The sequence below is a fragment of the Pseudacidovorax sp. 1753 genome, from assembly GCF_040544975.1.
Classification (GTDB): domain Bacteria; phylum Pseudomonadota; class Gammaproteobacteria; order Burkholderiales; family Burkholderiaceae_C; genus Xenophilus.
Genome location: NZ_JBEPKY010000001.1, coordinates 15,398 through 39,694 on the forward strand (window position 1 = coordinate 15,398; position 24,297 = coordinate 39,694).

Below are 24,297 nucleotides of genomic sequence, written 5' to 3' on the forward strand. Positions count from 1 at the left end.
TGCGTGGACTCTGGTCAAGGCAGCTTGGAGGCGGCCACGTGGCGCAGCAGCTCGGCCACGGAAGCGTCCATCACGTCGGTGAAGGGCTTGGGATCCAGGCCCATCCACAGCACGGCCACGGCCAGCACGGCGAGCATGAAGAACTCGCGGCCGTTGATGTCCGTCAGTTCCTTCACATGGTCGTTGCCGATGGGGCCGAGATACACGCGCTTGTACATCCACAGGGTGTAGGCGGCGCCGAAGATCAGCGCGGTGGCAGCCATCAGGCCGATCCAGAAGTTAGCCTTCACGGCACCCAGGATCACCATCCATTCGCCCACGAAGCCGGCGGTGGCAGGCAGGCCGCAGTTGGCCATGGCGAACAGCAGCGCGAACGCGGCGAACTTGGGCATGACGTTGACCACGCCGCCGTAGTCGGCGATCTGGCGCGAGTGCATGCGGTCGTACAGCACGCCGATGGACAGGAACATCGCGCCCGACACGAAACCGTGGGCGATCATCTGCACGATGCCGCCAGCCACGCCGAGCGGATTGAAGATGAAGAAGCCCAGCGTCACGAAGCCCATGTGGGCGACCGACGAATAGGCCACCAGCTTCTTCATATCGCGCTGGACCATGGCCACCAGGCCCACGTAGATCACCGCCACGATCGACAGCGCGATCATCAGCCAGGCCCATTCACGGGCAGCATCGGGCGCGATCGGCATGGAGAAGCGCAGGAAGCCGTAGGCGCCCAACTTCAGCATGATGGCGGCCAGCACGGCGGAGCCGCCGGTGGGCGCCTCGACGTGCACGTCGGGCAGCCACGTGTGCACCGGCCACATCGGCACCTTCACCGCGAAGGCCGCAAAGAAGGCGAAGAAGATCAGCGTCTGCGCCGTGGCGCCCAGCGGGGTGCGGTGCCAGGTGGCGATGTCGAAGCTGCCGCCCGACGCGCGGTACAGGTACACCAGCGCCACCAGCATCAGCAGCGAGCCGAGCAGCGTGTACAGGAAGAACTTGAAGGCCGCGTAGATCCGGTTCGGACCGCCCCAGATGCCGATGATCAGATACATCGGGATCAGCGTGGCCTCGAAGAACACGTAGAACAGCATGCCGTCCAGCGCGGCGAACACGCCGATCATCAGGCCCGACAGGATCAGGAACGCGCCCATGTACTGGTTGACGCGCTCGGTGATCACCTCCCAAGCCGAGATCACGACGATCACCGTGATGAAGGCCGTGAGCAGCACGAACCACATCGACAGGCCATCGACGCCCAGGTGGTAGTTGATGTTGAAGCGCTCGACCCACGGCGCACGCTCGACGAACTGCATCGCGGCGGTGCCGGTCTGGAAGCGCGTGTACACCGGAATGGTGACAAGGAAGCTCGCCACCGACCCGACGAGTGCCGCCCAGCGCACGAAGCGCGCCTGGTCGTCCCGCCCGAACGCCAGCAGCAAGGCGCCGATCACGATCGGCAGCCAGATGGCAAGGCTCAGCAAACCCATTTTTCTTGTTCTCCAGCCCGCGTCAGCGCTTGAACCAGACGAAATACGTCATGAGAAGGAACACCCCCAGCAGCATCGCGAAGGCGTAGTGATAGATGTAGCCAGACTGCATCCAGCGGATGGCCGCCGAGATGCGGCCCACCAGCTTCCACGAGCCATTGACCAGCACGCCGTCGATGATGGCCTGGTCGCCGCCCTTCCAGAGGCCGGTGCCCAGCGCACGGGCGCCACGGGCCAGGATGTTCTCGTTGATCCAGTCGAGGTAGTACTTGTTCTCGAGCAGGTTGTAGATCGGCATGCAGGCACGCTTGATGGCAGCCGGCAGTGCCGGGTTGACCATGTACATGTAGTACGACAGCGCGACGCCGGCGATGGCCAGCCACAGCGGCAGGCTGGTCAGCGAATGCAGGGCCATGGCAACCGGACCGTGGATGTCCTCACGCAGCTCGGCCATCGCATGGTGGCGGGCCGTGTCGACGAAGATCACGCCGTCGAAGAAGCTGTTCAGCATCGGCATCAGCGTGAAAAAGCCGATCACCACCGACGGGATCATCAACAGAAGCAGCGGCACGGTCACCACACCGGGCGACTCGTGAGGCTTGTGGTGACCATGGCCGTGATGGTCGCCATGGCCATGACCGTGGGCGTCGTCGTGGTGCGCGTCCGGGTTCTGGTCGTAGCGCTCCTTGCCATGGAACACCAGGAAGTACAGGCGGAACGAGTAGAAGGCCGTGACGAACACGCCTGCAACCACCGAGAAATAGGCGAAGCCCGCGGCCGGCAGGTGGCTGGCGTGCACGGCCTCGATGATGGCGTCCTTCGAATAGAAGCCCGAGAAGAAGGGCGTGCCGATCAGGGCCAGCGACGCCAGCAGGAAGGTGATCCAGGTGATGGGCATGTACTTGCGCACGCCGCCCATCCAGCGGATGTCCTGGTTGTGGTGCATGCCCATGATCACCGAGCCGGCGCCGAGGAACAGCAGCGCCTTGAAGAATGCGTGCGTCATCAGGTGGAACACGGCGACCGGATAGGCCGACACGCCCAGCGCAACGGTCATGTAGCCCAGCTGCGACAGCGTCGAGTACGCCACCACGCGCTTGATGTCGTTCTGGATGATCCCCAGGAAGCCCATGAACAGCGCCGTGATCGAACCGATGACAAGGATGAAGTTCAGGGCCGTGTCCGACAGCTCGAACAGCGGCGACATGCGCGACACCATGAAGATGCCGGCGGTCACCATCGTGGCGGCGTGAATCAGCGCGGAGATGGGCGTCGGGCCTTCCATCGAGTCCGGCAGCCAGACGTGCAGCGGGAACTGCGCGCTCTTGCCCATCGCGCCGATGAACAGGCAGATGCAGATCACGGTGATCAGCATCCAGTCGGTGCCCGGGAAGCCCAACTTGCCCAGCTCGCCCGACTTGGCAAAGATCTCGGTGTAGTTGAGCGTACCGGTGTACGCCGCGATCAGGCCGATGCCGAGGATGAAGCCGAAGTCACCCACGCGGTTGACCAGGAAGGCCTTCATGTTGGCGAAGATGGCCGTCGGCTTGTTGTACCAGAAGCCGATCAGCAGGTACGACACCAGGCCCACCGCTTCCCAGCCGAAGAACAGCTGCAGCAGGTTGTTGCTCATCACCAGCATCAGCATGGAGAAGGTGAAGAGCGAGATGTAGGCGAAGAAGCGGTTGTAGCCCTCGTCCTCTTCCATGTAGCCGATGGTGTAGATGTGCACCATCAGCGACACGAAGGTGACGACGCACATCATCATGGCCGTCAGGCTGTCGATCATGAAGCCGACTTCCATCTTCAGGCCGCCCACGACCATCCATTCGTAGATGGTGGCGTTGAAGCGGGCGCCGTCGACGGCCACGCTGTAGAGCGTCCAAGCCGACAGCACGAAGGCGACGAACACGCCCAGGATGGTCAGCGTGTGCGAGGCGGCTCGGCCGATGCGGTTGCCGCCGAATTGCGTCCCCAGGATACCGGCGAGCACGCAGCCGACGAGCGGCGCCAGCGGCACCGCCAGCAGGGTGGATGCAGACAAGGTCGTGGCCATCGTTATCCCTTCAGCGTGTCGAGTTCATCGACGTTGATGGTCGACTTGTTGCGGAACAGCAGCACCAGCAGTGCCAGGCCGATGGCCGATTCGGCCGCTGCCACGGTGAGGATGAAGAACACGAAGATCTGTCCGTGCATGTCGCCGAGGTAGGAGGAGAAGGCGACGAAGTTCATGTTGACCGCCAACAGCATCAGTTCGATGCACATCAGCAGCACGATGAGGTTCTTGCGATTGAGGAAGATGCCGATGACGGCCAGCGCGAACAGGATGGCGCCGAGCGACAGATAGTGGCCAAGGGTCAATGTCATCACTTGCTCTCCCCTTCCGCGGCAGGCGCGGCGGGCTGCGGGGCCTGGGTGGGCGACACCTTGATCACCTGCAGGCGGTCGCTGGCCCTCACATGGATCTGGTCCTTCACGTCCACGTAGCGCGTGTCCTTGCGGCGGCGCAGCGTGAGGGCGATGGCGGCGATCATGGCGACGACCAGGATCACGGCCGCGACCTGCACCGGGTACACGTACTCGCTGTAGAGCAGAAGGCCCAGGGCCTTGGTGTTGGACACCTGATTCGCGGCCGCCACGGTGTCGGCCGCGGAGGTCTGCAGGCGGAAGCCGCCCATCAGCACATAGGCCATCTCGAGGGCGATCACCACGCCGACAAGAGCGGCCAGCGGGAAGTGCTTCCAGAAGTTCTGGCGCAGATGGTCGACGTTGAGGTCAAGCATCATCACCACGAAGAGGAAGAGCACCATCACCGCGCCGAGGTACACCAGCACGAGCACGATGGCCAGGAACTCGGCCTTGAGCAGCAGCCACACGGCGGCGGCCTGCGAGAAGGCGAGCATCAGGTACAGCACCGCATGCACGGGATTGCGGGCGGTCACGACCCGGAAGGCTGCAAACAGCAGCACGACCGAGAACAGGTAGAAGAAGCCGGTCTTGGCGTCCATGGGTTTTTCTTTTCGCTTCGCCGGTTCAGCGGTACTTGGCGTCGGCCGCCTTGCTGGCCGCGATCTCTTGCTCGTAGCGGTCGCCCACTGCCAGCAGCATGTCCTTGGTGAAGTACAGGTCACCGCGCTTCTCGCCGTGGTACTCCAGGATGTGCGTCTCGACAATCGAGTCGACCGGGCAGCTCTCTTCGCAGAAGCCGCAGAAGATGCACTTGGTCAGGTCGATGTCGTAGCGGGTGGTGCGGCGGGTGCCATCGTCGCGCACGGCGGACTCGATGGTGATGGCCACGGCGGGGCACACGGCTTCGCAGAGCTTGCAGGCGATGCAGCGCTCCTCGCCGTTCTCGTAGCGGCGCAGGGCATGCAGGCCGCGGAAGCGCGGCGACAGGGGGGTCTTTTCTTCCGGGAACTGGACGGTCACCTTGCGGCGCAGCGCATAGCGCCCCGTCAGGGCCATGCCCTTGAACAGTTCCACGAGCATGAAGCTCTTGAAGAAGTCCTTGATCGAAAAAGGAGAAGCAGCGACGGCAGTCATTCGTGGTCCACCTTATTTCCAGATGTTCCAGGGCGTCTGCATCCAGCCGCCGACGATCAGCAGCCAGACCAGCGTGACGGGGATGAAGATCTTCCAGCCCAGGCGCATGATCTGGTCGTAGCGGAAGCGCGGGAACGTGCCGCGGATCCAGATGAACAGCGACAGCACGAAGAAGGTCTTCAGGCCCAGCCAGATCCAGCCGGGGATGAAGGCCAGGAAGCCCACCGGGGGCAGCCAGCCGCCCAGGAACATGAGCACGGCCAGGATCGACACGAGCCACATGCTGGCGTACTCGGCCAGGAAGAAGATCGCGAAGCCCATGCCCGAGTATTCGACCATGTGGCCGGCCACGATCTCGGCCTCGCCTTCCACCACATCGAAGGGGTGACGGTTGGTTTCGGCCACGCCCGAGATCAGGTAGACGATGAAGATGGGCAGCAGCGGCAGCCAGTTCCAGGACAGGAAGGACAGGCCCATGTCGGCGAAGGTGCCCTTGCCCTGCACGGCGACGATGTCACCCAGGCTCAAGCTGCCCGAGACCATGATCACCACGACGAAGCAGAAGCCCATCGCGATCTCGTAGCTCACCATCTGGGCCGAGGCGCGCAGCGCGCCCAGAAAGGCGTACTTCGAGTTCGAGGCCCAGCCGGCGATGATCACGCCGTACACCTCGATGGAGGTGATGGCCATGATCAGCAGGAGGCCGGCGTTGACGTTGGCGATGACTGCGTCAGGGCCGAAGGGAATGGCCACCCAGGCCGCGAGGGCCGGCATGATGGCCATGACCGGGCCGAGGCGGAACAGGCCGGAGCTGGCCGCCGTCGGGTTGATCAGTTCCTTGGTCAGCAGTTTGACCGCGTCGGCGATCGGCTGCAGCAGGCCGAAGGGGCCGACCCGGTTGGGTCCGTGGCGGACCTGGATCCAGCCGAGGAACTTGCGCTCCCACAGCGTGGCGTAGGCCACGGCGCCCAGCACGGGCAGCAGCACCGCAATGATCTTGAGCAGCGCCCAGATGACGGGCCAGCCGCCGGCCGTCCACCAGTGGGCGCCGATGAGGCCGTAGCCGGCGTTGTACAGCGCGTCGATCATGCCGACACCTCCTGTGCGGCGGCGGCGCGGCGGCCGTCGGTCGTCAGTTGCAGCGACGGTGCGCGGCGCACCAGCGAGTCCAGTTGGTAGATGGCGGCGGTGACCGGTGCGGCCTGTCCGGCGGCCGGGGCAGAAGCCAAGTCGACGGCCGGGGCGTCGTTGCTCAGGCGCTCCGCGGCGACGAAGTCTGCAGCGGACGAACCACGCACCTTGGCCATCACGTCCTGCGTCGACTCGAAGTCGAAACCCGACAGCCCCAGCAGGTTGCCCAGCACGCGTAGCACCTTCCACGCGGGACGTGCCTCGCCCAGGGGGCGCACCACGGCATGGAAGCTCTGGATGCGGCCTTCGGCATTGACGAAGGTGCCCGGCGTCTCGCTGAACGGCGCGATGGGCAGCAGCACGTCGCTGAATTCGAGGTTGGCCTTGAAGGGGCTCAGGGTGACCACCATCTGCGCCTGACCGAGTGCGTCCGCGGCACGCGCACCGGCGGCCGAATCGAACACCGGCTCGGTGTTGAGCAGTAGCGCCGCCTTGAGGCCGCCTGCCAGCATCTGGCCGGCGTTCAGGCCCTTGGCGCCGGGCTGGGCGTTGACCCACTGCGCGCCGACGGTGTTGGCCGCTTCCGTCAGGTAGCCGACGCTGGCGCCGGTCTGGGCGCCGATCCACTGGGCCAGTGCCAACAGCCGCGAAGCCTCGGCATGGTGCGCGGCGCCGTTGCCCAGCAGGATGGCCTTGCGCTCGCCGCCCACCAGAGCCTGCGCCACACCGCGCGCGGCATCGGTCACATCAGCCTGGGCGGGTGCGGCGACGCCCTTCTCTGCCGCCACGGCAGCGGCGATCCGGGCCAGAGCGCCGTACCAGTCGGCCGCGTCGACCTGCTGGAAGCCGGCCAGCGGAATGGCCCACGAGGCGTCGGCCGCCAGTTGCTCGGCTGATGCGATGGCAAACAGCTTGCCGCCCTTGCGCACCGACTGGCGGATGCGCTGCGCGAACAGCGGATGGTCCTTGCGCAGGTTGCTGCCGACAACCAGCACGCGCTGCAGGTTCGACAGCGAGGCGATGGGGGTGCCCAGCCAGCGGATGCCACTGCCCACGTTGCCGAAATCGGCATGGCGCAGGCGGTGGTCGATGTTCTCGCTGCCGAGGCCACGCACCAGCGCGCCGGCCAGGGCCAGTTCTTCCACGGTGCTGTGCGGACTCACCAGCGCGCCGATGGCAGCGGCGCCGTGATCGCCCTTGATCTGCTTGAGGCCGTTGGCGACGTACTCGAGGGCCGTCTGCCAGTCCACGGCCTGCCACTGGCCGCCCTGCTTCAGCATGGGCTGCGTCAGGCGTTGTTCGCTGCCGAGGGCTTCATAGGAGAAGCGGTCGCGGTCGGCGATCCAGCACTCGTTGACGTCCTCGTTCTCCATCGGCAGAACGCGCATCACACGGTTGTTCTTGACCTGGACGATCAGGTTGGCGCCGGTGGAATCGTGCGGGCTCACCGACTTGCGGCGCGACAGTTCCCAAGTGCGGGCGCTGTAGCGGAAGGGCTTGCTCGTGAGCGCACCGACCGGGCAGATGTCGATCATGTTGCCCGACAGCTCGGAGTCGACGGTGTCGCCGACCACGGTGGTGATCTCGGAGTGCTCGCCCCGGTTCACCATGCCCAGTTCCATGATGCCGGCCACTTCCTGGCCAAAACGCACACAGCGGGTGCAGTGGATGCAGCGGCTCATCTCCTCCATGGAGATCAGCGGGCCGACGTCCTTGTGGAACACCACGCGCTTTTCTTCCTGGTAGCGCGAGGCGCCACCGCCGTAGCCCACCGCCAGATCTTGCAGCTGGCATTCGCCGCCCTGGTCGCAGATGGGGCAGTCCAGCGGATGGTTGATCAGCAGGAACTCCATGACCGACTTCTGGGCCTTGACGGCCTTGTCGGACTGGGTGCGCACGATCATGCCCTGCGTCACGGGCGTGGCGCAGGCCGGCATCGGCTTGGGCGCCTTCTCCACGTCCACCAGGCACATGCGGCAGTTGGCGGCGATGGAGAGCTTCTTGTGGTAGCAGAAATGCGGGATGTAGGTCCCGGCCTTGTCGGCCGCATGCATGACCATGCTGCCTTCGGCCACTTCGACCTTCTTGCCGTCGAGTTCGATTTCGATCATGTGAGGTTCTCGCTCCCCGCTCAGGCCTGGGCCGGCGTCTTCGGCACGTAGCCGGGCACCATGGCCTCGAACTCGTGACGGAAGTGCTTCAGCATGGCGCGCACGGGCATGGCCGCGGCATCGCCCAGCGCACAGATCGTGCGGCCCTGGATGTTGTCGGCCACGGAATTCAGCAGGTCCATGTCGGAGGCCCGGCCTTCGCCATGGTGGATGCGGTCGACCACGCGCCACAGCCAGCCCGTGCCTTCGCGGCAGGGCGTGCACTGGCCGCAGGACTCGTGCATGTAGAAGTACGACAGGCGCTTGAGCGACTCGACCATGCAGCGGCTGTCGTCCATCACGATGACAGCGCCCGAGCCCAGCATGGAGCCGGCCTTGGCGATGGAGTCGTAGTCCATCGTGCACGACATCATGATGTCGGCCGGCAGCACCGGGGCGGACGAGCCGCCCGGGATCACCGCCTTGAGCTTGCGGCCCTTGCGCACGCCGCCCGCCAGCTCCAGCAGCTTGGAGAAGGGCGTGCCCATCGGCACTTCATAGTTGCCGGGCAGCTCGACGTCGCCCGAGACCGAGTAGATCTTGGTGCCGCCGTTGTTGGGCTTGCCGCACTCCAGGTAGGCCTGGCCGCCATTGCGGATGATCCAGGGCACCGCCGCGAAGGTCTCGGTGTTGTTGATGGTGGTCGGCTTGCCGTACAGGCCGAAGCTGGCCGGGAAAGGCGGCTTGAAGCGCGGCTGGCCCTTCTTGCCTTCCAGCGACTCGAGCAGCGCCGTCTCTTCACCGCAGATGTAGGCGCCGAAGCCATGGTGCGCATGCAGCTGGAAGCTGAAGTTGCTGCCCATGATGTTGCCGCCCAGGTAGCCGGCGGCACGCGCTTCCTCCAGGGCCGCCTCGAAACGTTCGTACACCTCGAAGATCTCGCCGTGGATGTAGTTGTAGCCCACGCTGATGCCCATGGCATACGCCGCGATCGCCATGCCTTCGATGACGATATGCGGGTTGAACATGAGGATGTCGCGGTCCTTGCAGGTGCCGGGCTCGCCTTCGTCCGAGTTGCAGACCAGGTACTTCTGGCCCGGGAACTGGCGGGGCATGAAGCTCCACTTCAGACCCGTCGGAAAGCCGGCGCCGCCGCGGCCGCGCAGGCCGGAGGTCTTGACCTCGGCGATCACTTGGTCCTGCGTCAGGCCCTCGGTGAGGATCTTGCGCAGCGCCTGGTAGCCGCCGCGCGCCTCATAGTCGGCGATGCTCCAGTTGGTGCCGTCCAGGCCGGCATAGATCTGCGGATCGATGTGGCGGCCGTGGAAGCAGGTCTGCACGCCGGTGGCGCGGAACTGCGATAGGACTTGGTCGGGGGTCATCAGCGCGTCTCCCCTTTGGGCTCGGCGGCACGCAGGCCGTCGACCAGTTGATCGAGCTTCTCGTTGCTCATGAAGCTGCACATGGTGCGGTCGTTCACCAGCATCACCGGGGAATCGGCGCAGGCGCCCAGGCATTCGCTCTGCTGCAGCGTGAACATGCCGTCGGCGGTGGTCTCGCCCATCTTGATGCCCAGCTTGGCTTCGAGGTGGTGCAGGGCCTTGTAGCCGTCGCGCAGCTGGCACGGCAGGTTGGTGCAGACGTTCAGCTTGAACTTGCCGACCGGGTGCTGGTTGTACATGTTGTAGAACGTGGTCACCTCGCGCGCCGCGATCTGGGGCATGCCCAGGTAGGCGGCCACGGCGGCCTCGTTCTCGTCGCTCACCCAGCCATAGACCTGCTGCACGATGGACAGGCAGGCCATCACGGCAGACTGGCGACCAGCGTCGCTGTCGGGGTACTTGGCCACTTCGCGGGCGAAGCGGTCCAGCACGTCCTGCGGCAGAGCCGCAGGGGCGATGGGAGGATTGTTGAGGGAGTCGCTCATCGATCGATCTCTCCGAAGACGATGTCCAGCGTGCCGATGATGGCCACGGTGTCGGCCAGCATGTGGCCGCGCGCCATCTCGTCGAGCGCGGCCAGGTGCACGAAGCCCGGCGGCCGGATCTTCAGGCGATAAGGCTTGTTGGCACCGTCGCTGACCAGGTAGATGCCGAACTCGCCCTTGGGATGCTCGACGGCGGCATAGGCCTCGCCCTCGGGCACGCGGAAGCCCTCGGTGAAGAGCTTGAAGTGGTGGATCAGCTCTTCCATGTTGGCCTTCATGGCCTCGCGCTTGGGAGCCGCCACCTTGTGGTTGTCGGTGATCACCGGGCCGGGGTTGGCCTTGAGCCACTTCACGCACTGGGCAATGATGCGGTTCGACTGGTGGAGCTCCTCCATGCGCACGAGGTAGCGGTCGTAGCAGTCGCCGGTCTTGCCCACCGGGATGTCGAAGTCAAGCTGGTCGTAGACATCGTAGGGCTGGGTCTTGCGCAGGTCCCAGGCGATGCCCGAGCCGCGCAGCATCGGGCCGGTCAGGCCCAGGTTGAGCGCACGATCGGCGTCCATGACGCCGATGCCCACGGTCCGCTGCTTCCAGATGCGGTTGTCGGTCAGCAGCGTGTGGTACTCGGCCAGGTAGGTATCGAAGCGCTTGGTGAAGTCTTCGAGGAAGTCCAGCAGCGAACCCTGGCGGTTCTCGTTCATGCGAGCGAGGGCCTTGGCGTTCTTGATCTTGCTGTGCTTGTACTGCGGCATGGTGTCCGGCAGGTCGCGGTACACGCCGCCCGGACGGAAGTAGGCCGCGTGCATCCGCGCGCCAGAGACGGCCTCGTAGGCGTCGAACAGGTCTTCGCGCTCGCGGAAGGCGTAGATCAGGATCGTGGAGCTGCCGCAGTCGTTGCCGTGCGAGCCCAGCCACATCAGGTGGTTGAGCATGCGCGTGATCTCCGAGAACATCACGCGGATGTACTGGGCGCGGATCGGCACTTCCAGGCCGAGCAGCTTCTCGATGGCCAGGCAGTAGGCATGCTCGTTGCACATCATGGACACGTAATCGAGACGGTCCATGTAGGGCAGCGACTGGATGAAGGTCTTGTGCTCGGCCAGCTTCTCGGTGGCGCGGTGCAGCAGGCCGATGTGCGGGTCGGCGCGTTGCACCACTTCGCCATCGAGCTCCAGCACCAGCCGCAGCACACCGTGCGCGGCCGGGTGCTGCGGCCCGAAATTGAGCGTGTAGTTCTTGATTTCAGCCATGGGTCGGTCGGGGGTTCAGTGCAGGCCGCCGTAGTGCTCTTCGCGGATCACGCGCGGCGTGATCTCGCGCGGCTCGATGGTCACCGGCTGATAGACCACGCGCTGCATCTGCTCGTCGTAGCGCATCTCGACATGGCCCGACAGCGGGAAGTCTTTGCGGAACGGGTGGCCGATGAAGCCGTAGTCGGTCAGGATTCGGCGCAGGTCCGGGTGGCCGTCGAAGACGATGCCATACAGGTCGAAGGCCTCGCGCTCGAACCAGTTGGCCGCGGCCCACAGTTCGTTGACGGAGGCGATCACAGGCAGGTCGTCGTCGGGGCAGAAGGCGCGCACGCGCACGCGCTGGTTGAGACTCACCGACAGCAGGTGCGCCACCACGGCGAAGCGCGGGCCTTCCCACACCTCGTCGCGCCAGGCGGAATAGTCCAGCCCGCACAGGTCGATGAGCTGCTCGAACTGCATGCCGGCGGTGTCGCGCAGCGTCTTCATCACGTCCAGGTAATTGGCGGCGCTGACGATGATCGTCACCTCGCCCAACGCGAGGCTGACCTCGCGCACCTTGTCGCCCAGGGCGAGTGCAAGCTGGTCCTTCAGGACCTGCGGATCAATGGCAATCGATGTCATGGGAGGGGCGCGCTCAGGCACGCGCGATGGTGTTGGTGCGGCGCACCTTCTGCTGCAGCTGGATGATCCCGTAGATCAGCGCCTCGGCCGTCGGCGGGCAGCCGGGCACGTAGACGTCGACCGGCACGATGCGATCGCAGCCGCGCACCACCGAATAGCTGTAGTGGTAGTAGCCGCCGCCGTTGGCGCAGGAACCCATGGAGAGCACCCAGCGCGGCTCGGCCATCTGGTCATACACCTTGCGCAGGGCAGGCGCCATCTTGTTGCACAGCGTGCCGGCCACGATCATCAGATCGGATTGGCGCGGACTGGCCCGGAACACTTCGGCGCCGAAGCGGCCGATGTCGTAGCGGGCCGCGGCCGCGTGCATCATCTCGACCGCGCAGCACGCAAGACCGAAGGTCATGGGCCACAGAGAGCCCGTCTTCGCCCAGTTCACCACTGCGTCATAGGACGTGGTGATGAAGCCTTCCTTGAATACACCTTCAATGGCCATGGCCAGCTTTTCCTCTCGGGTTGCTTCGCCTCATTCCCAGTCCAGCGCGCCCTTTTTCCACTCGTAGGCAAAGCCCACGACGAGGATGGCCAGGAACACCACCGCCGCCCAGAAGCCCAGCGGACCCACTTCCTTGAAGGCGACGGCCCACGGGAAGAGGAAGGCGATTTCCAGGTCGAAGAGGATGAAGAGAATGGCGACGAGGTAGTAGCGGACGTCGAACTGCATGCGGGCGTTCTCGAACGCCTCGAAGCCGCACTCGTAAGGGGAATTCTTGGCCGCGTCGGGCCGGTTCGGGCCCAGAACGAAACCCAGAACTTGCGGGAGTATGCCTACCGCCACCCCCACCAGAATGAACAACAGAACGGGAAGGTAGGTCGCGAGGTTCATCGGGGGGCTCTATCACCGCTTGCCACCGACTGATGCCCTGACCCGTTGCGGGCGGCGCATCAGCCGGTGCAGATTGGTGCCGTCGGCGAGACTCGAACTCGCACAGCTTTCGCCACTACCCCCTCAAGATAGCGTGTCTACCAATTTCACCACGACGGCGGTTTACGCTTGCCCCGGATGGCATGAGGAACCAAGAAGGTTATTGGCTTTCCGGGGCAGCCTTGGAGTTTACCCTGAAATGCCCCGATTTGGACAGGACTGCATCACAAAGTAATGCCCGGGGCATGCCTGTGTCACTTGGCCGGGATCTGTGCCGCGTCCGAAGCGGGCGCAGCAGGTGCGGGCACGGCATTGCCGGCCGGGATCTGAGAAGCCGGCGCCGTGAGGGGTGCCCGCTCGAGCAGGCTGTCGCCGCCGGCCGCCCGCGGCGTGCCGAAATAGGCCAGCAGCAGCGTGCAGGCGAAGAACAGGGCGGCCAGCACGGCCGTGGTCCGCGACAGGAAGTTGGCACTGCCGCTGGCACCGAACAGGCTGCCGGCGCTGCCGCTGCCGAACGCGGCGCCCATGTCGGCGCCCTTGCCGTGCTGCAGGAGGATCAGGCCCACCATGGCGATGGCGGCCAGGATCTGCACGGCGATGAGGATGTTGTGGAGGATGGTCATGTCTGGAGAACTCCTTGAAGGGTGCGGGCGCGTCAGCAAGCGGCCGCGATGATCTGGAGGAAGTCGGGCGCCTTGAGCGAGGCACCGCCGATGAGACCGCCGTCGATGTCCGGCTGCGCCAGCAACGACGCGGCATTGGCGGCGTTCATGCTGCCGCCGTAGAGGATGCGGATCCGTGCGGCGGCATCGCCGGCCGCATGCTGCAGTTGCGCGCGCAGCACGGCGTGCACAGCCTGCGCCTCTTCCGGCGTGGCGGTCTTGCCCGTACCGATGGCCCAGACGGGCTCGTAGGCGACGACGATCTCGCTGATGCAGTGGCCGTTGGCATGGATCACGGCAGCCAGTTGGCGCCGAACCACGTCTTCCGTCTGGCCGGCTTCGCGCTCGGCCAAGGTCTCGCCCACGCACACGATGGGCGTGATGCCGCCGGCCAGCGCGGCGGCGGCCTTGGCGGCCACCACTTCGTCGGTCTCGCCGTGGTACTGGCGGCGCTCTGAATGGCCGACGATGGCATAGCCCACGCCGAAGTCCTTCAGCATGGACACGGACTGCTCGCCCGTGTAGGCGCCCTGCACATGGGCCGACACGTCCTGCGCGCCGAGCGCGATGGGCGAGCCCTGCGTCAGCACCTGCACCTGCGCCAGATAGGGCGCGGGCACGCACACCGCGACATCGCACACCGGCTGGACTACTCCCTGACGAAGCGCACCGATGAGCGCCTCGTTGGCGGCCAGGCCGCCATTCATCTTCCAGTTGCCAGCAATGAGTTGTTTTTTCTTGCTCATGGTTCTTGATGGATAACCTGCTTGCCCCTCACCAGGTCAGCACGATCTTGCCGATGTGCTGATTGGACTGCATCAGCGCATGGGCCTTGGCCGCATCCGCGGCCTCGAATGTGGAATGGATCACCGGCTGCACGCCTTTGCGCGTAGCCAGCAGCGGCCAGACCTTCTCGCGCAGGCTGCGCGCGATGGCCGCCTTGAAGGCGACCGGACGCGGGCGCAGCGTGGAGCCCGTGATCGTCAGCCGACGGCGCAGCACCAGCCCGGCGTTGAAACCGCTCTCGATGCCGCCCTGCACGGCAATGATCACCAGCCGGCCGTCCTCGGCCAGGCAGCCCACTTCGCGCGCCACGTAGTCGCCAGCGACCATGTCGAGGATCACGTCCGCGCCGCGGCCGCCGGTGATGCGTTTGACCTCTTCGGCGAAGTCCTGCTCGCGGTAGTTGATCGCATGATCGGCACCCAGGGACAGGCAGGCCTTGCACTTGTCGGCACTGCCCGCCGTGGCGATCACGGTCGCGCCGAATGCCTTGGCCAGCTGAATGGCCGTCACGCCGATGCCGCTCGTACCACCCTGCACCAGGAAGGTCTCGCCCTGCTGCAGTCGACCGCGGTCGAAGACGTTGCTCCAGACGGTGAAGAAGGTCTCCGGCAGCGCTGCCGCCTCGACGTCCGACCAGCCCTCAGGCACGGGCAGGCATTGGCCGATGGGCGCGACGCACAGCTGCGCATAGCCGCCGCCAGCGACCAGCGCGCACACGCGGTCACCCAGCTTGAAGCCGGCCTGCGCCAGCTCGGCCGCATCGCCGCCGACGATCTCGCCGGCGACTTCCAGGCCCGGCAGGTCCGACGCACCCGGCGGCACCGGGTATTGGCCCATGCGCTGCAGCACATCGGGCCGGTTCACACCGCTGGCCGCGACGCGGATCAGCAGCTCGCCGGCGCCCGGCTGCGGATCGTCGCGCGTGCACAGGCGCAGCACCTCGGGGGCGCCATGGCTGCTGATCTCGACGGCTTTCATGCGATCTCCTGTTCAGGGCAGTGATGGACGAAAGCCGGCAGGCCACGCGAGGTGGTCTGCCGGCCTCCGGTCAAGGCCGATCAGCCTTGCTGATCGGGCGCCAGGGCGCCGCCTTGGGCGCCCTGCGGTGCGGCCTGCTGCTGTTGTGCCGCCGCTGCGGCCGCCGCGTCAGCCGTGGGCTCCTGGCTGTTGCCGGGCTCCACACGCGGCTGGCGCTCTTCGCGCGGCGGACGGTCACGGCGATCACCACGGTCGCCGCGATCACCACGCTCGCGACGATCGCCACGGTCTTCGCGCGGCGGGCGGTCGCCGAACTCGGGCATGCCGGCCGGACGCTCGGCCAGCGCCTTCATCGACAGCTTGACGCGGCCCTTGTCGTCGGTCTCGAGCACCTTGACCTTCACGATCTGGCCTTCACTGAGGTAGTCGGTGACCTTCTCGACACGCTCGTGGGCGATCTGGCTGATGTGCAGCAGGCCGTCCTTGCCGGGCAGCAGGTTGATCAGCGCGCCGAAGTCCAGGATCTTGGTGACCGGGCCTTCGTAGATCTTGCCGATCTCGACTTCGGCCGTGATCTGCTCGATGCGCTGCTTGGCCACGTCGGCCTTGGCGGCGTCGGTCGCCGCGATGGTGATGGTGCCGTCTTCCTCGATGTTGATCTGGCAACCGGTCTCTTCGGTCAGCGCGCGGATGGTGGCGCCGCCCTTGCCGATCACGTCGCGGATCTTCTCGGGGTTGATCTTCATCGTGTAGAGCTTGGGCGCGAAGGACGAGATCTCGGCCTTGGCCTCGCCCATGGCGTCCTGCATCTTGCCCAGGATGTGCATGCGCGCTTCCTTGGCCTGGGCCAGGGCGACCTGCATGATTTCCTTGGTGATGCCCTGGATCTTGATGTCCATCTGCAGGGCGGTGATGCCGTTGGTCGTGCCGGCCACCTTGAAGTCCATGTCGCCCAGGTGATCTTCATCGCCCAGGATGTCGGTCAGCACGGCGAACTTGTTGCCGTCCTTGATCAGGCCCATGGCGATGCCGGCCACGTGCGCCTTCAGCGGCACGCCGGCGTCCATCATCGACAGGCAGCCGCCGCACACCGAGGCCATCGACGAGGAGCCGTTGGATTCGGTGATCTCGCTGACCACGCGGATGGTGTAGGGGAACTCGTCCTTCTGCGGCAGCACGGCCACCAGGGCACGCTTGGCCAGACGGCCGTGGCCCACTTCGCGGCGCTTGGTGGAGCCCATGCGGCCCACTTCGCCGGTGGCGAAGGGAGGCATGTTGTAGTGAAACAGGAAGCGGTCCTCGAACTCGCCGGCCAGCGCGTCGATGCGCTGCGCGTCGCGCTCGGTGCCCAGGGTGGTCACGACCAGCGCCTGCGTCTCGCCGCGGGTGAACAGGGCCGAGCCGTGGGTGCGGGGCAGCACGCTGTTGCGGATCTCGATGGGGCGCACGGTGCGCGTGTCGCGGCCGTCGATGCGGGGCTCGCCCTGCAGGATCTGGCTGCGCACGATGTTGGCCTCGATGGCGAACAGCAGGTCGCTGACCTTGCCGGCGTCGAACTCGGCGCCTTCGGCCTTCAGTGCCTCGAAGACGCTGGCATTGGCTTCGCGCAGGGCCTGCGTGCGGGCCTGCTTGCTGCGGATCTGGTAGACGGCACGCAGCTTCTCTTCAGCCAGGCCCTTAATCTTGGATTCGAAGGCCTCGTCCTTGGCTTCGGGCGCCCAGGTGCCGTTCTCGGTCCACAGCGGCTTGCCGGCTTCACGGGTCAGCTGGTGGATGGCCTCGATGGCGATCTTGCCCTGCTCGTGGCCGAAGACCACGGCGCCCAGCATGATCTCTTCGGACAGTTGCAGCGCTTCGGATTCGACCATCAGCACGGCGGCTTCGGTACCGGCGACCACCAGATCCATCTGCGAGTCGGCACGGGCGGTCTTGCCCGGGTTCAGCACGTACTGGCCGTTGATGTAGCCCACGCGCGCGGCACCGATGGGGCCGCTGAACGGAATGCCCGAGACCGACAGGGCGGCGCTCACGGCGATCATGGCGGCGATGTCGGCGTCGACTTCGGGGTTGAGCGACAGCGTGTGGATCACCACGTGCACTTCGTTCAGGAAGCCTTCGGGGAACAGCGGGCGGATCGGGCGGTCGATCAGGCGGCTGGTCAGCGTCTCGAGTTCGCTGGGCTTGGCTTCGCGCTTGAAGAAGCTGCCGGGGATCTTGCCGGCGGCGTAGGTCTTCTCGATGTAGTCGACGGTCAGCGGGAAGAAGTCCTGGCCCGGCTTGGCCGACTTGGAGGCGACGACGGTGGCCAGCACCACGGTGCCGTCGATGTCCACCAGCACGGCGCCGGTGGCCTGGCGGGCGATCTCGCCGGTTTCCATGACGACGGTCTTGTCGCCCCACTGGAAGCTCTTGGTGACTTTGTTGAAGAGGCTCATGCTCTGCTCCTTGGGTGGTGCGGTACCGGCGTCGAGGCCGGTCCGCGGGTGGCGGAGCGCAGGGGCGGAACACGATGCCATTCCAGCGAAGCCCTCGCGCGAGGGGCCCGTTGGAATGACACAGCTTCGATCCGTTCTGCGGTCTCCGAAGTTAAAAACGCCTGAGCTAGCGGGCTAACTCAGGCGTTCGTGCGATGCGAAGCGGCTTACTTGCGCAGGCCCAGCTTGGCGATCAGGGCGGTGTAGCGTTCGGCGTCCTTGGACTTCAGGTAGTCCAGCAGCTTGCGGCGGCGGCTCACCATGCGCAGCAGGCCGCGGCGACCGTGATGGTCCTTGGCATGCTGCTTGAAGTGGGGGGTCAGCTCGTTGATGCGAGCCGTGAGCAGGGCAACCTGCACTTCGGGACTGCCGGTGTCGTTGGCAGCGCGGGCATTGGCCTTGACGACCTCGGCCTTCTTTTCGAAAGAAATCATGATGATGTGTCCTGTGATTCCCGACCTGAGGCGGCCTGCGGGGTTGAGACGCATGGCCGTGGGCGCGGGGTTGTTGACTTGCGGCACTCCCTGGAACCGGGGGTGCCGTGGAGCTTTGCAACGCGCAAAGCCTTGAAATTCTAGCAGTTTCTGGTCAGCCAACCCGAAAGCCGCTCCACGCCCTGCACCAGCCGGCCGGTGTCCCGCGAGGCGAAACACCAGCGCAGCCAGCCCTGCGCCTCCGGCGCGAAGGCATTGCCGGGGGCCAGGCCCAGGCCAGCTTCGGTCACCAGGCGCTTGGCCAGCGCCAGCGAATCGGCCGCGCCCTCGATCTGGAAGAAGGCGTACATGCCGCCCTTGGCGCTCGACACCTTCAGGCCCGGCAATCCCTGCAGCAGCGGCACCAGCGTGTCGCGGCAGGACTGCAGGTGCGCCACCACGCGCGGCGTGATCTCGGCCTCGTGCGCCAGGGCGGCGATGCCCGCGCGCTGGCTGAACACGCTGGCACAGGAGGTGTTGAACTCGATCAGCTTGCCCACCGCATCCAGCAGCGTCGGCGGCACCACCAGCCAGCCCAGCCGCCAGCCGGTCATCAGGAAGCTCTTGGAAAAGCTGTGCGCCACCACCAGCCGGTCGTCCGCCGCGGCGAGGTCCAGGAAGCTGGGGGCGCAGCCATTGGCCGTGTCGCCGGCGAAATACAGGCGCTCGTAGACCTCGTCGGCCAGGATCCAGGTGCCGGTGGCGCGGCAGTGGTCCAGGATGGCCTGCTGCTCGGCCCGCGTGAGCGTCCAGCCGGTCGGGTTGTTGGGCGCGTTCAGGATCAGCAGGCGCGTGGCGGGCGTTACGGCGGCGCGCAGGGCCGCCAGGTCCAGCGTCCAGGTGCCGTCGACCGGCGCCAGTGGCAGGCAGCGCACCGTGGCGCCCAGGATGGCCGGCTGCGCCGTCAGGTTGGGCCAGACCGGCGTCACCGCCACCACCTCGTCGCCCGGGTCCACCAGCGCCTGCACGGCGATCATGAGCGCGCTGACGCCGCCGGAGGTGACGGCGATGCGTTCCATGCCCACGGCCGGGTGCAGCCGCGAGGCATAGCGCGCGATGGCTTCGCGCAGCTCGGGCAGGCCCAGGTTGTGGGCGTAGAAGGTCTCGCCGCGCTCGATGGAGTCGATGGCGGCCCGGCGCACCGGCTCGGGCGTGACTTCGTCGCTCTCGCCGAACCAGAAGGCCAGCACGTCGCTGCGGCCCATGCCGGCGTTGGCGACTTCGCGGATCTTGGAGGCTTCGAGGTTGTCGATGGCTTGGCGCATGGGTGTCCTCGGGATCAGGGCCGCTGCATGCGGCAGGTTGTCGGGAGCTCGGCCACTTCAGGCGCGATGTCCTTGATGACGCGGAAGCCGTAGCCCGAGCCTTCGACGTCGAAGGTCACGCCCGGCGTGCCCTGGCGGTCCATCAGGCCCACGACCAGCGGCTGCTGGAACTGGTGGTCCGCCGCCCGCATGCGCCCGCTGCGCCCGGCGAGCGACACCTTGGCGTTCTCCAGTCGGGCCGCGACGGAGGCCGCTTCGGTGCTTCCGGCTTGGGCGATGGACTGCGCCAGCGCCTCGATCATCAGTTGCATGCGCATGTGCACATAGTCGTCCGCCGGGCTCGGGAAGCGCGCGCGGAAGCTCTTGTAGAAGGCCGCCGACTCCGGCGTGGGCACGTTGGGCAGCCAGTCCGCCACGGCGATCACCTTGCCCACGCCGGCATCGCCCAGCGCCGCCGGCGCGCCCAGCGCATTGCCGTAGAAGGTGTAGAACTTGCCCTCGAAGCCGACCTCGCGCGCCGCCTTGACCAGCAGCGTCAGGTCGTTGCCCCAGTTGCCGGTGAACACGGCCTGGGCGCCGCTCGCCTTGATCTTCACGGCGTAGGGCGCGAAGTCCTTCACCTTGCCCATGGGGTGCAGTTCCTCGCCCACGATGCGCACGTCCGGCCGCAGCTCGGTGATGCGGCGGCGGCTCTCGCGCAGCACGGCCTGGCCGAAGCTGTAATCCTGGCCGATCAGGTAGGCGCTGCCCACGGCGCGGTCTTCCTTGAACACGGCCATCAGCGCGGCGATGCGCATGTCGGCATGGGCGTCGAAACGGAAGTGCCAGAAGCTGCAGCGCTCGTTGGTGAGGATCGGGTCCACCGCCGAGTAGTTGAGGAAGAGCAGCCGCCGGCGCGCGTCCCGCTCGTTGTGCTTGTCCACCGCATCCAGGATGGCTGCGGCGGTGGCCGAGGAGTTGCCCTGCAGCACCGCCTGCGCGCCGTTGTCGATGGCAGCACGCAGGGCCGACAGCGCCTCTTCGGTCTGGCCCTTGCTGTCATAGCGGTCCAGTTGCAGCGGACGCGCACCGCCCGGCAGCGGGACGCCGCCGCGGGCGTTGACGCGCTCCACGGCCCACAGCAGGTTGCGGAAGACGGCCTCGCCCGTGTTGGCGAAGGGGCCGCTCAGGCTCTCGACCAGGGCCAGCCGGATGGGCGCCCCGCCCTGCGCGCGGGCCAGGCCGCCGAGGGTCGATGCACATAGCGCCGCCGCGCCGCTTTTCAAGACGCGACGACGAGAAATATAGGTCTGGGACATGCTCTTGAAAGCCGCTGGGAGGGTGCCTAGATAGGTCTCAAGCGGCACTCACGACTGAAAGGCCGCGCAGTGTAAGGGGCGCATCCTGCGCCCCTGGATCGACCCTCTTTCAGACTGGAGAAACACATGCTGTTCGCACCCGCCATCCGTTCCGCCGCCCTCGCCTCGCCCCGCAGCTTCGACCGCGGCTTCGAGCGCTTCGTCAACGACGCCTTCTTCCCGACCGCCCGCGGCGTGCAGGTCGAAAGCACCGAGCAGGGCTGGACCCTGAGCCTGGACGTGCCCGGCATCGCCCGTGAAGACCTGGGCGTGGGCATCGAAGGCCAGGTGGTGCGCATCGAGACCCGCGCCGAAGCCAAGCGCCAGTACAAGGCCGCCTACGAGCTGCCGCAGGAGATTGACACCGCCGCCAGCGAAGCCAAGCTGGAAAACGGCGTTCTGACCCTGAAGCTGGCCCGCCTGGCGCCGGTGAGCAAGGTCACGCAGCTGACCATCGCCTGAGTCTTACGTTGGACGGGGGCGCTCAGCGCACCCCATGAAGAACGGCCTCCTCGGAGGCCGCTTCTTCGTGGTCAGCGCAGGCGCTGCATGCGTGTCGCTCAGCCGGCCCGCGCGAAGGCGGCGGCCTCGGCCACCCGCGCCGCATCCGGCCGCACACCCGTGTAGAGCGCAAACTGCTCCACCGCCTGCAGCACCATCACCTCCTCGCCCGTGATCACCGGCCGGCCCAGCCGGCGTGTGGCGCGCACCAGCGGTGTCTCGGAGGGCAGCGCCACCACGTCGAACACCCAGGCCGCCTCGGCGATCAGCGCATCGGGGAAGGCCTGCGCCTCGGACTCCGGCGCGCCCGCCATGCCCAGCGGCGTGACGTTGACCAGCACCGCGCCCGGTGCCTCCGCCGGCAACTCGGGCTGCCACTTCAGGCCATGCAGATTGGCCACGGCCCGGCCGCTGTCGGCGTTGCGCGCCACCAGCATGCCGGGGCCCAGGCCATGGTCCACCAGGGCCGCGGCCACCGCCCGGCCCATGCCGCCGCTGCCGCGCAGCACGAAGGGCGTGCCCGGCGGCACGCCGTGCGACTTCAGCAGCGCCGCCACGGCGATGTAGTCGGTGTTGTAGGCCACCAGCCGCCCGTCCGTGTTGACGATGGTGTTGACCGACTGCAGCCGCGCGGCCGAGGGTGTCAGCTCGTCCAGCAACGGAATGCAGGCCTCCTTGAAGGGCATGGACACCGCGCAGCCCCGCACGCCCAGGGCGCGCACGCCACCGATGGCGGCCGGCAGGTCGGTGGTGGTGAAGGCCTTGTAGACATAGTCCAGGCCCAGCGCCTGGTACAGGTGGTTGTGCAGCCGGGTGCCGAAGTTGCTCGGCCGGCCCGACAGCGACATGCACAGTCTGGTGTCGCGGCTGAGGGTCAGGCGCATGTCCTTCGCAGCACTCATGGATGGCTCTCCTTGGAAATCAGGCGGCGCAGCTTAACGCGCCAAAAAAAGGCGGCGGGCCTGCGCATGCACAGGCCCGCCGCTGGCGGAAGGCGGTGTGCGCTGAATCAGGCCGCCACCACCACCTTCTTCTTGAACGCACCCAGCGCCAGCGCCGTCACCACACTGCCGATCAGGATGGCCAGCGCATACAGGACGACATGGTTGACCGCATTGGGAATGGCCAGCACGAACACGCCACCATGCGGCGCCTGCAGGGCGATGCCCCACATCATCGACAGCGCGCCGGCGGTGGCCGAGCCCAGTACACAGGCCGGAATCACGCGCAGCGGATCGCGCGCCACATAGGGAATCGCGCCCTCGGTGATGAAGGCCAGGCCCAGCACCGCGGCGGCCTTGCTGGCCTCGCGCTCATCGGGCGTGAAGCGGCTGGCGAAGAGGCGGCAGGCCAGCGCGATGCCCAGCGGTGGCACCATGCCGGCGGCCATGGCCGCGGCCATCGGGGTGGCCACGCCCGAGGCGATCAGCGTGGTGGAGAACACATAGGCCGCCTTGTTGATCGGCCCGCCCATGTCGGCCGCCATCATGGCGCCCAGCGTGATGCCCAGCAGCACGGCGCTGCTGGTCTGCATGCCCTTGAGCCAGTCGGTCAGCGCCGCCATGATGGCCGCCACCGGCTGGCCGATCACCAGCATCATGGCCACGCCCGTGATGGCCGCCCCCAGCAGCGGCAGGATCAGCACGGGCTTCAGGCCCTCCAGCCCGCGCGGCAGGCGGATCCAGTGGTTGAGCGCGTTCACCGAATAGCCGGCGATGAAGCCCGCGGCGATGCCGCCCAGGAAACCGGCGCCGACGGTACCCGCCAGCAGGCCGCCGATCATGCCGGGCGCGATCCCGGGCCGGTCGGCGATGGAGAAGGCGATGTAGCCGGCCAGCGCCGGCACCATCAGCGCGAAGCCGCCCTTGGCGCCGATCTGGAACAGCGTCCAGCCCAGCGTGCCCTTGTGCGCGTCGTCGTAGACATAGATGCCGCCCAGCGCGAAGGCGAGCGCGATCAGCAGGCCGCCCGCCACCACGAAGGGCAGCATGAAGGAGACGCCGGTCATCAGGTGCTTGTAGGGGCCGGTGGCCGCGACCTTGCCCGCCGGCTTGGCGCCGGCTGCGGCGGTGGATGCGGCAGCCGCGGCGCCCTCCCCGCCCCAGACGGCCGCCTCGGCCTGTGCCTTGGCGATCAGGCCCTGCGCGTCGTGGATGGCAGCCTTGGTGCCCGAGGAATGCAGGCGCTTGCCGGCGAAGCGGCTGCGGTCCACCTGGGTGTCGGCGGCGATCAGCACCAGATCGGCCTCGTCGATGGTCTGGGCGCCGAGCGTGTTCTGCGCGCCGACCGAGCCCTGCGTCTCCACCTGGATCTGATGACCCAGGGCCTTGGCGCCCTGCTCCAGCGCCTCGGCAGCCATGAAGGTGTGGGCCACGCCGGTGGGGCAGGAGGTGATGGCGACGATCTTCAGTGGCCGGCCGGCAGCGGCCGCCGCCACAGGTGCTGCGGCGGCCGGAGCCGAAGCCGGCGCACCGGCCAGGGCCAGCGCCTGGCGGAGCACGGCGCCGGCATCGCGGAACACGGCGTCGGGCGCCACGTCCAGCACACGGCCGGCGGGCAGCGCGCTGCGGTCCACGGCGGCACCGGCGTCAGCCGCCACGATGACGGCCGAAGCCTGGGCGAGTTCCGCGGCCGAGAGCTGGCCCTGGGTGCCGAGCGAGCTCTGCACCTGCAGCTTCAGGTCGTGCCCGAGCTGGCGGGCGGCGTCGGCCAGCACCTCGCCCAGCATGAAGCTGTGCGCGGGTCCGGCCTGGCTGGCGGCAATGGCGATGAGTGAGGCCATGGTGTCTCCTGGCGGGGTCTTGGTGGGGTGAGTGACAGAAGGGATAACGGAATCTTGAA

The 24,297-nt window shown here is 66.9% G+C and carries 23 protein-coding genes and 1 tRNA gene; 1 reads left to right on the forward strand and 23 read right to left on the reverse strand.

Annotated features, from left to right (window positions below; all coding sequences use genetic code 11):
- Positions 1-14: 14 nt before the first annotated feature.
- From ABIC63_RS00080 to ABIC63_RS00180, 21 genes are all read right to left on the reverse strand, one after another.
- Complete coding sequence (locus ABIC63_RS00080) at positions 15-1,490, reverse strand: NADH-quinone oxidoreductase subunit M (protein ID WP_354318239.1); 1,476 nt, start codon at positions 1,488-1,490, stop codon at positions 15-17.
- Positions 1,491-1,512: 22 nt separating this feature from the next.
- On the reverse strand, positions 1,513-3,546 hold the full coding sequence (gene nuoL, locus ABIC63_RS00085; protein WP_354318241.1) for an NADH-quinone oxidoreductase subunit L: 2,034 nt from the start codon (positions 3,544-3,546) through the stop codon (positions 1,513-1,515).
- A gap of 2 nt (positions 3,547-3,548) precedes the next feature.
- Positions 3,549-3,857, reverse strand: coding sequence for an NADH-quinone oxidoreductase subunit NuoK (gene nuoK / locus ABIC63_RS00090; RefSeq protein ID WP_354318243.1), 309 nt, complete (start codon positions 3,855-3,857; stop codon positions 3,549-3,551).
- Positions 3,857-4,498 carry an NADH-quinone oxidoreductase subunit J gene (locus ABIC63_RS00095; protein ID WP_294367578.1) on the reverse strand — a complete coding sequence of 214 codons (642 nt, stop codon included), beginning with the start codon at positions 4,496-4,498 and terminating at the stop codon, positions 3,857-3,859. The genes nuoK and ABIC63_RS00095 overlap by 1 nt, the downstream gene beginning before the upstream one ends.
- Positions 4,499-4,523: 25 nt before the next feature.
- Positions 4,524-5,033: an NADH-quinone oxidoreductase subunit NuoI gene (gene nuoI / locus ABIC63_RS00100; RefSeq protein ID WP_058641599.1), complete on the reverse strand. Its 510-nt coding sequence runs from the start codon at positions 5,031-5,033 to the stop codon at positions 4,524-4,526.
- 12 nt (positions 5,034-5,045) lie between these two features.
- Entirely contained in the window at positions 5,046-6,122 is a 1,077-nt protein-coding gene (gene nuoH / locus ABIC63_RS00105) for an NADH-quinone oxidoreductase subunit NuoH (RefSeq protein WP_234196621.1), read from the reverse strand.
- Positions 6,119-8,275: an NADH-quinone oxidoreductase subunit NuoG gene (gene nuoG / locus ABIC63_RS00110; RefSeq protein WP_294367567.1), complete on the reverse strand. Its 2,157-nt coding sequence runs from the start codon at positions 8,273-8,275 to the stop codon at positions 6,119-6,121. The genes nuoH and nuoG overlap by 4 nt, the downstream gene beginning before the upstream one ends.
- A 20-nt stretch (positions 8,276-8,295) precedes the next feature.
- Positions 8,296-9,636, reverse strand: a complete 1,341-nt coding sequence (nuoF, locus tag ABIC63_RS00115) for an NADH-quinone oxidoreductase subunit NuoF (protein ID WP_294367564.1) — start codon at positions 9,634-9,636, stop codon at positions 8,296-8,298.
- A complete protein-coding gene (locus ABIC63_RS00120) occupies positions 9,636-10,181 on the reverse strand; it encodes an NADH-quinone oxidoreductase subunit NuoE family protein (RefSeq protein ID WP_288407935.1) in 546 nt (181 codons plus the stop codon). Before ABIC63_RS00120 ends, nuoF begins: the two co-directional genes overlap by 1 nt.
- On the reverse strand, positions 10,178-11,431 hold the full coding sequence (locus ABIC63_RS00125) for an NADH-quinone oxidoreductase subunit D (RefSeq protein WP_294367558.1): 1,254 nt from the start codon (positions 11,429-11,431) through the stop codon (positions 10,178-10,180). The genes ABIC63_RS00120 and ABIC63_RS00125 overlap by 4 nt, the downstream gene beginning before the upstream one ends.
- A gap of 15 nt (positions 11,432-11,446) precedes the next feature.
- Positions 11,447-12,055 (reverse strand): NADH-quinone oxidoreductase subunit C, encoded by a 609-nt coding sequence (locus ABIC63_RS00130; protein WP_294367557.1) that lies wholly within the window; start codon positions 12,053-12,055, stop codon positions 11,447-11,449.
- A 13-nt stretch (positions 12,056-12,068) separates the two neighbouring features.
- Positions 12,069-12,551 carry a NuoB/complex I 20 kDa subunit family protein gene (locus ABIC63_RS00135; protein ID WP_017756931.1) on the reverse strand — a complete coding sequence of 161 codons (483 nt, stop codon included), beginning with the start codon at positions 12,549-12,551 and terminating at the stop codon, positions 12,069-12,071.
- 30 nt (positions 12,552-12,581) lie between these two features.
- Complete coding sequence (locus tag ABIC63_RS00140) at positions 12,582-12,941, reverse strand: NADH-quinone oxidoreductase subunit A (protein WP_017756932.1); 360 nt, start codon at positions 12,939-12,941, stop codon at positions 12,582-12,584.
- 74 nt (positions 12,942-13,015) lie between these two features.
- Positions 13,016-13,100 (reverse strand) — tRNA-Leu (locus tag ABIC63_RS00145).
- 134 nt (positions 13,101-13,234) lie between these two features.
- A complete protein-coding gene (gene secG / locus ABIC63_RS00150) occupies positions 13,235-13,603 on the reverse strand; it encodes a preprotein translocase subunit SecG (RefSeq protein ID WP_354318246.1) in 369 nt (122 codons plus the stop codon).
- 32 nt (positions 13,604-13,635) lie between these two features.
- The gene (gene tpiA / locus ABIC63_RS00155) at positions 13,636-14,388 is read right to left on the reverse strand and encodes a triose-phosphate isomerase (RefSeq protein ID WP_354318248.1); all 753 of its coding nucleotides are present in this window, start codon (positions 14,386-14,388) and stop codon (positions 13,636-13,638) included.
- 28 nt (positions 14,389-14,416) lie between these two features.
- A complete protein-coding gene (locus ABIC63_RS00160; RefSeq protein ID WP_294367548.1) occupies positions 14,417-15,406 on the reverse strand; it encodes an NAD(P)H-quinone oxidoreductase in 990 nt (329 codons plus the stop codon).
- A gap of 80 nt (positions 15,407-15,486) precedes the next feature.
- Positions 15,487-17,841: a polyribonucleotide nucleotidyltransferase gene (pnp, locus tag ABIC63_RS00165; RefSeq protein ID WP_294367546.1), complete on the reverse strand. Its 2,355-nt coding sequence runs from the start codon at positions 17,839-17,841 to the stop codon at positions 15,487-15,489.
- A 206-nt stretch (positions 17,842-18,047) separates the two neighbouring features.
- A complete protein-coding gene (rpsO, locus tag ABIC63_RS00170; RefSeq protein ID WP_017756937.1) occupies positions 18,048-18,314 on the reverse strand; it encodes a 30S ribosomal protein S15 in 267 nt (88 codons plus the stop codon).
- A 140-nt stretch (positions 18,315-18,454) separates the two neighbouring features.
- Positions 18,455-19,618 (reverse strand): pyridoxal phosphate-dependent aminotransferase, encoded by a 1,164-nt coding sequence (locus tag ABIC63_RS00175; RefSeq protein ID WP_354318251.1) that lies wholly within the window; start codon positions 19,616-19,618, stop codon positions 18,455-18,457.
- A gap of 14 nt (positions 19,619-19,632) precedes the next feature.
- Positions 19,633-20,916, reverse strand: a complete 1,284-nt coding sequence (locus ABIC63_RS00180) for a branched-chain amino acid ABC transporter substrate-binding protein (protein ID WP_354318252.1) — start codon at positions 20,914-20,916, stop codon at positions 19,633-19,635.
- Positions 20,917-21,042: 126 nt separating this feature from the next.
- Between ABIC63_RS00180 and ABIC63_RS00185 the strand changes: the two genes are divergently transcribed.
- Positions 21,043-21,417 (forward strand): Hsp20/alpha crystallin family protein, encoded by a 375-nt coding sequence (locus ABIC63_RS00185; RefSeq protein WP_294367537.1) that lies wholly within the window; start codon positions 21,043-21,045, stop codon positions 21,415-21,417.
- Between the two features lie 98 nt (positions 21,418-21,515).
- On the opposite strand, the gene ABIC63_RS00190 is transcribed toward ABIC63_RS00185, so the two are convergent.
- Together ABIC63_RS00190 and ABIC63_RS00195 are read right to left on the reverse strand one after the other, a co-directional pair.
- Positions 21,516-22,358, reverse strand: a complete 843-nt coding sequence (locus tag ABIC63_RS00190) for a shikimate 5-dehydrogenase (RefSeq protein ID WP_354318253.1) — start codon at positions 22,356-22,358, stop codon at positions 21,516-21,518.
- Between the two features lie 107 nt (positions 22,359-22,465).
- On the reverse strand, positions 22,466-24,238 hold the full coding sequence (locus tag ABIC63_RS00195) for a PTS fructose-like transporter subunit IIB (RefSeq protein ID WP_354318254.1): 1,773 nt from the start codon (positions 24,236-24,238) through the stop codon (positions 22,466-22,468).
- Positions 24,239-24,297: the final 59 nt, after the last annotated feature.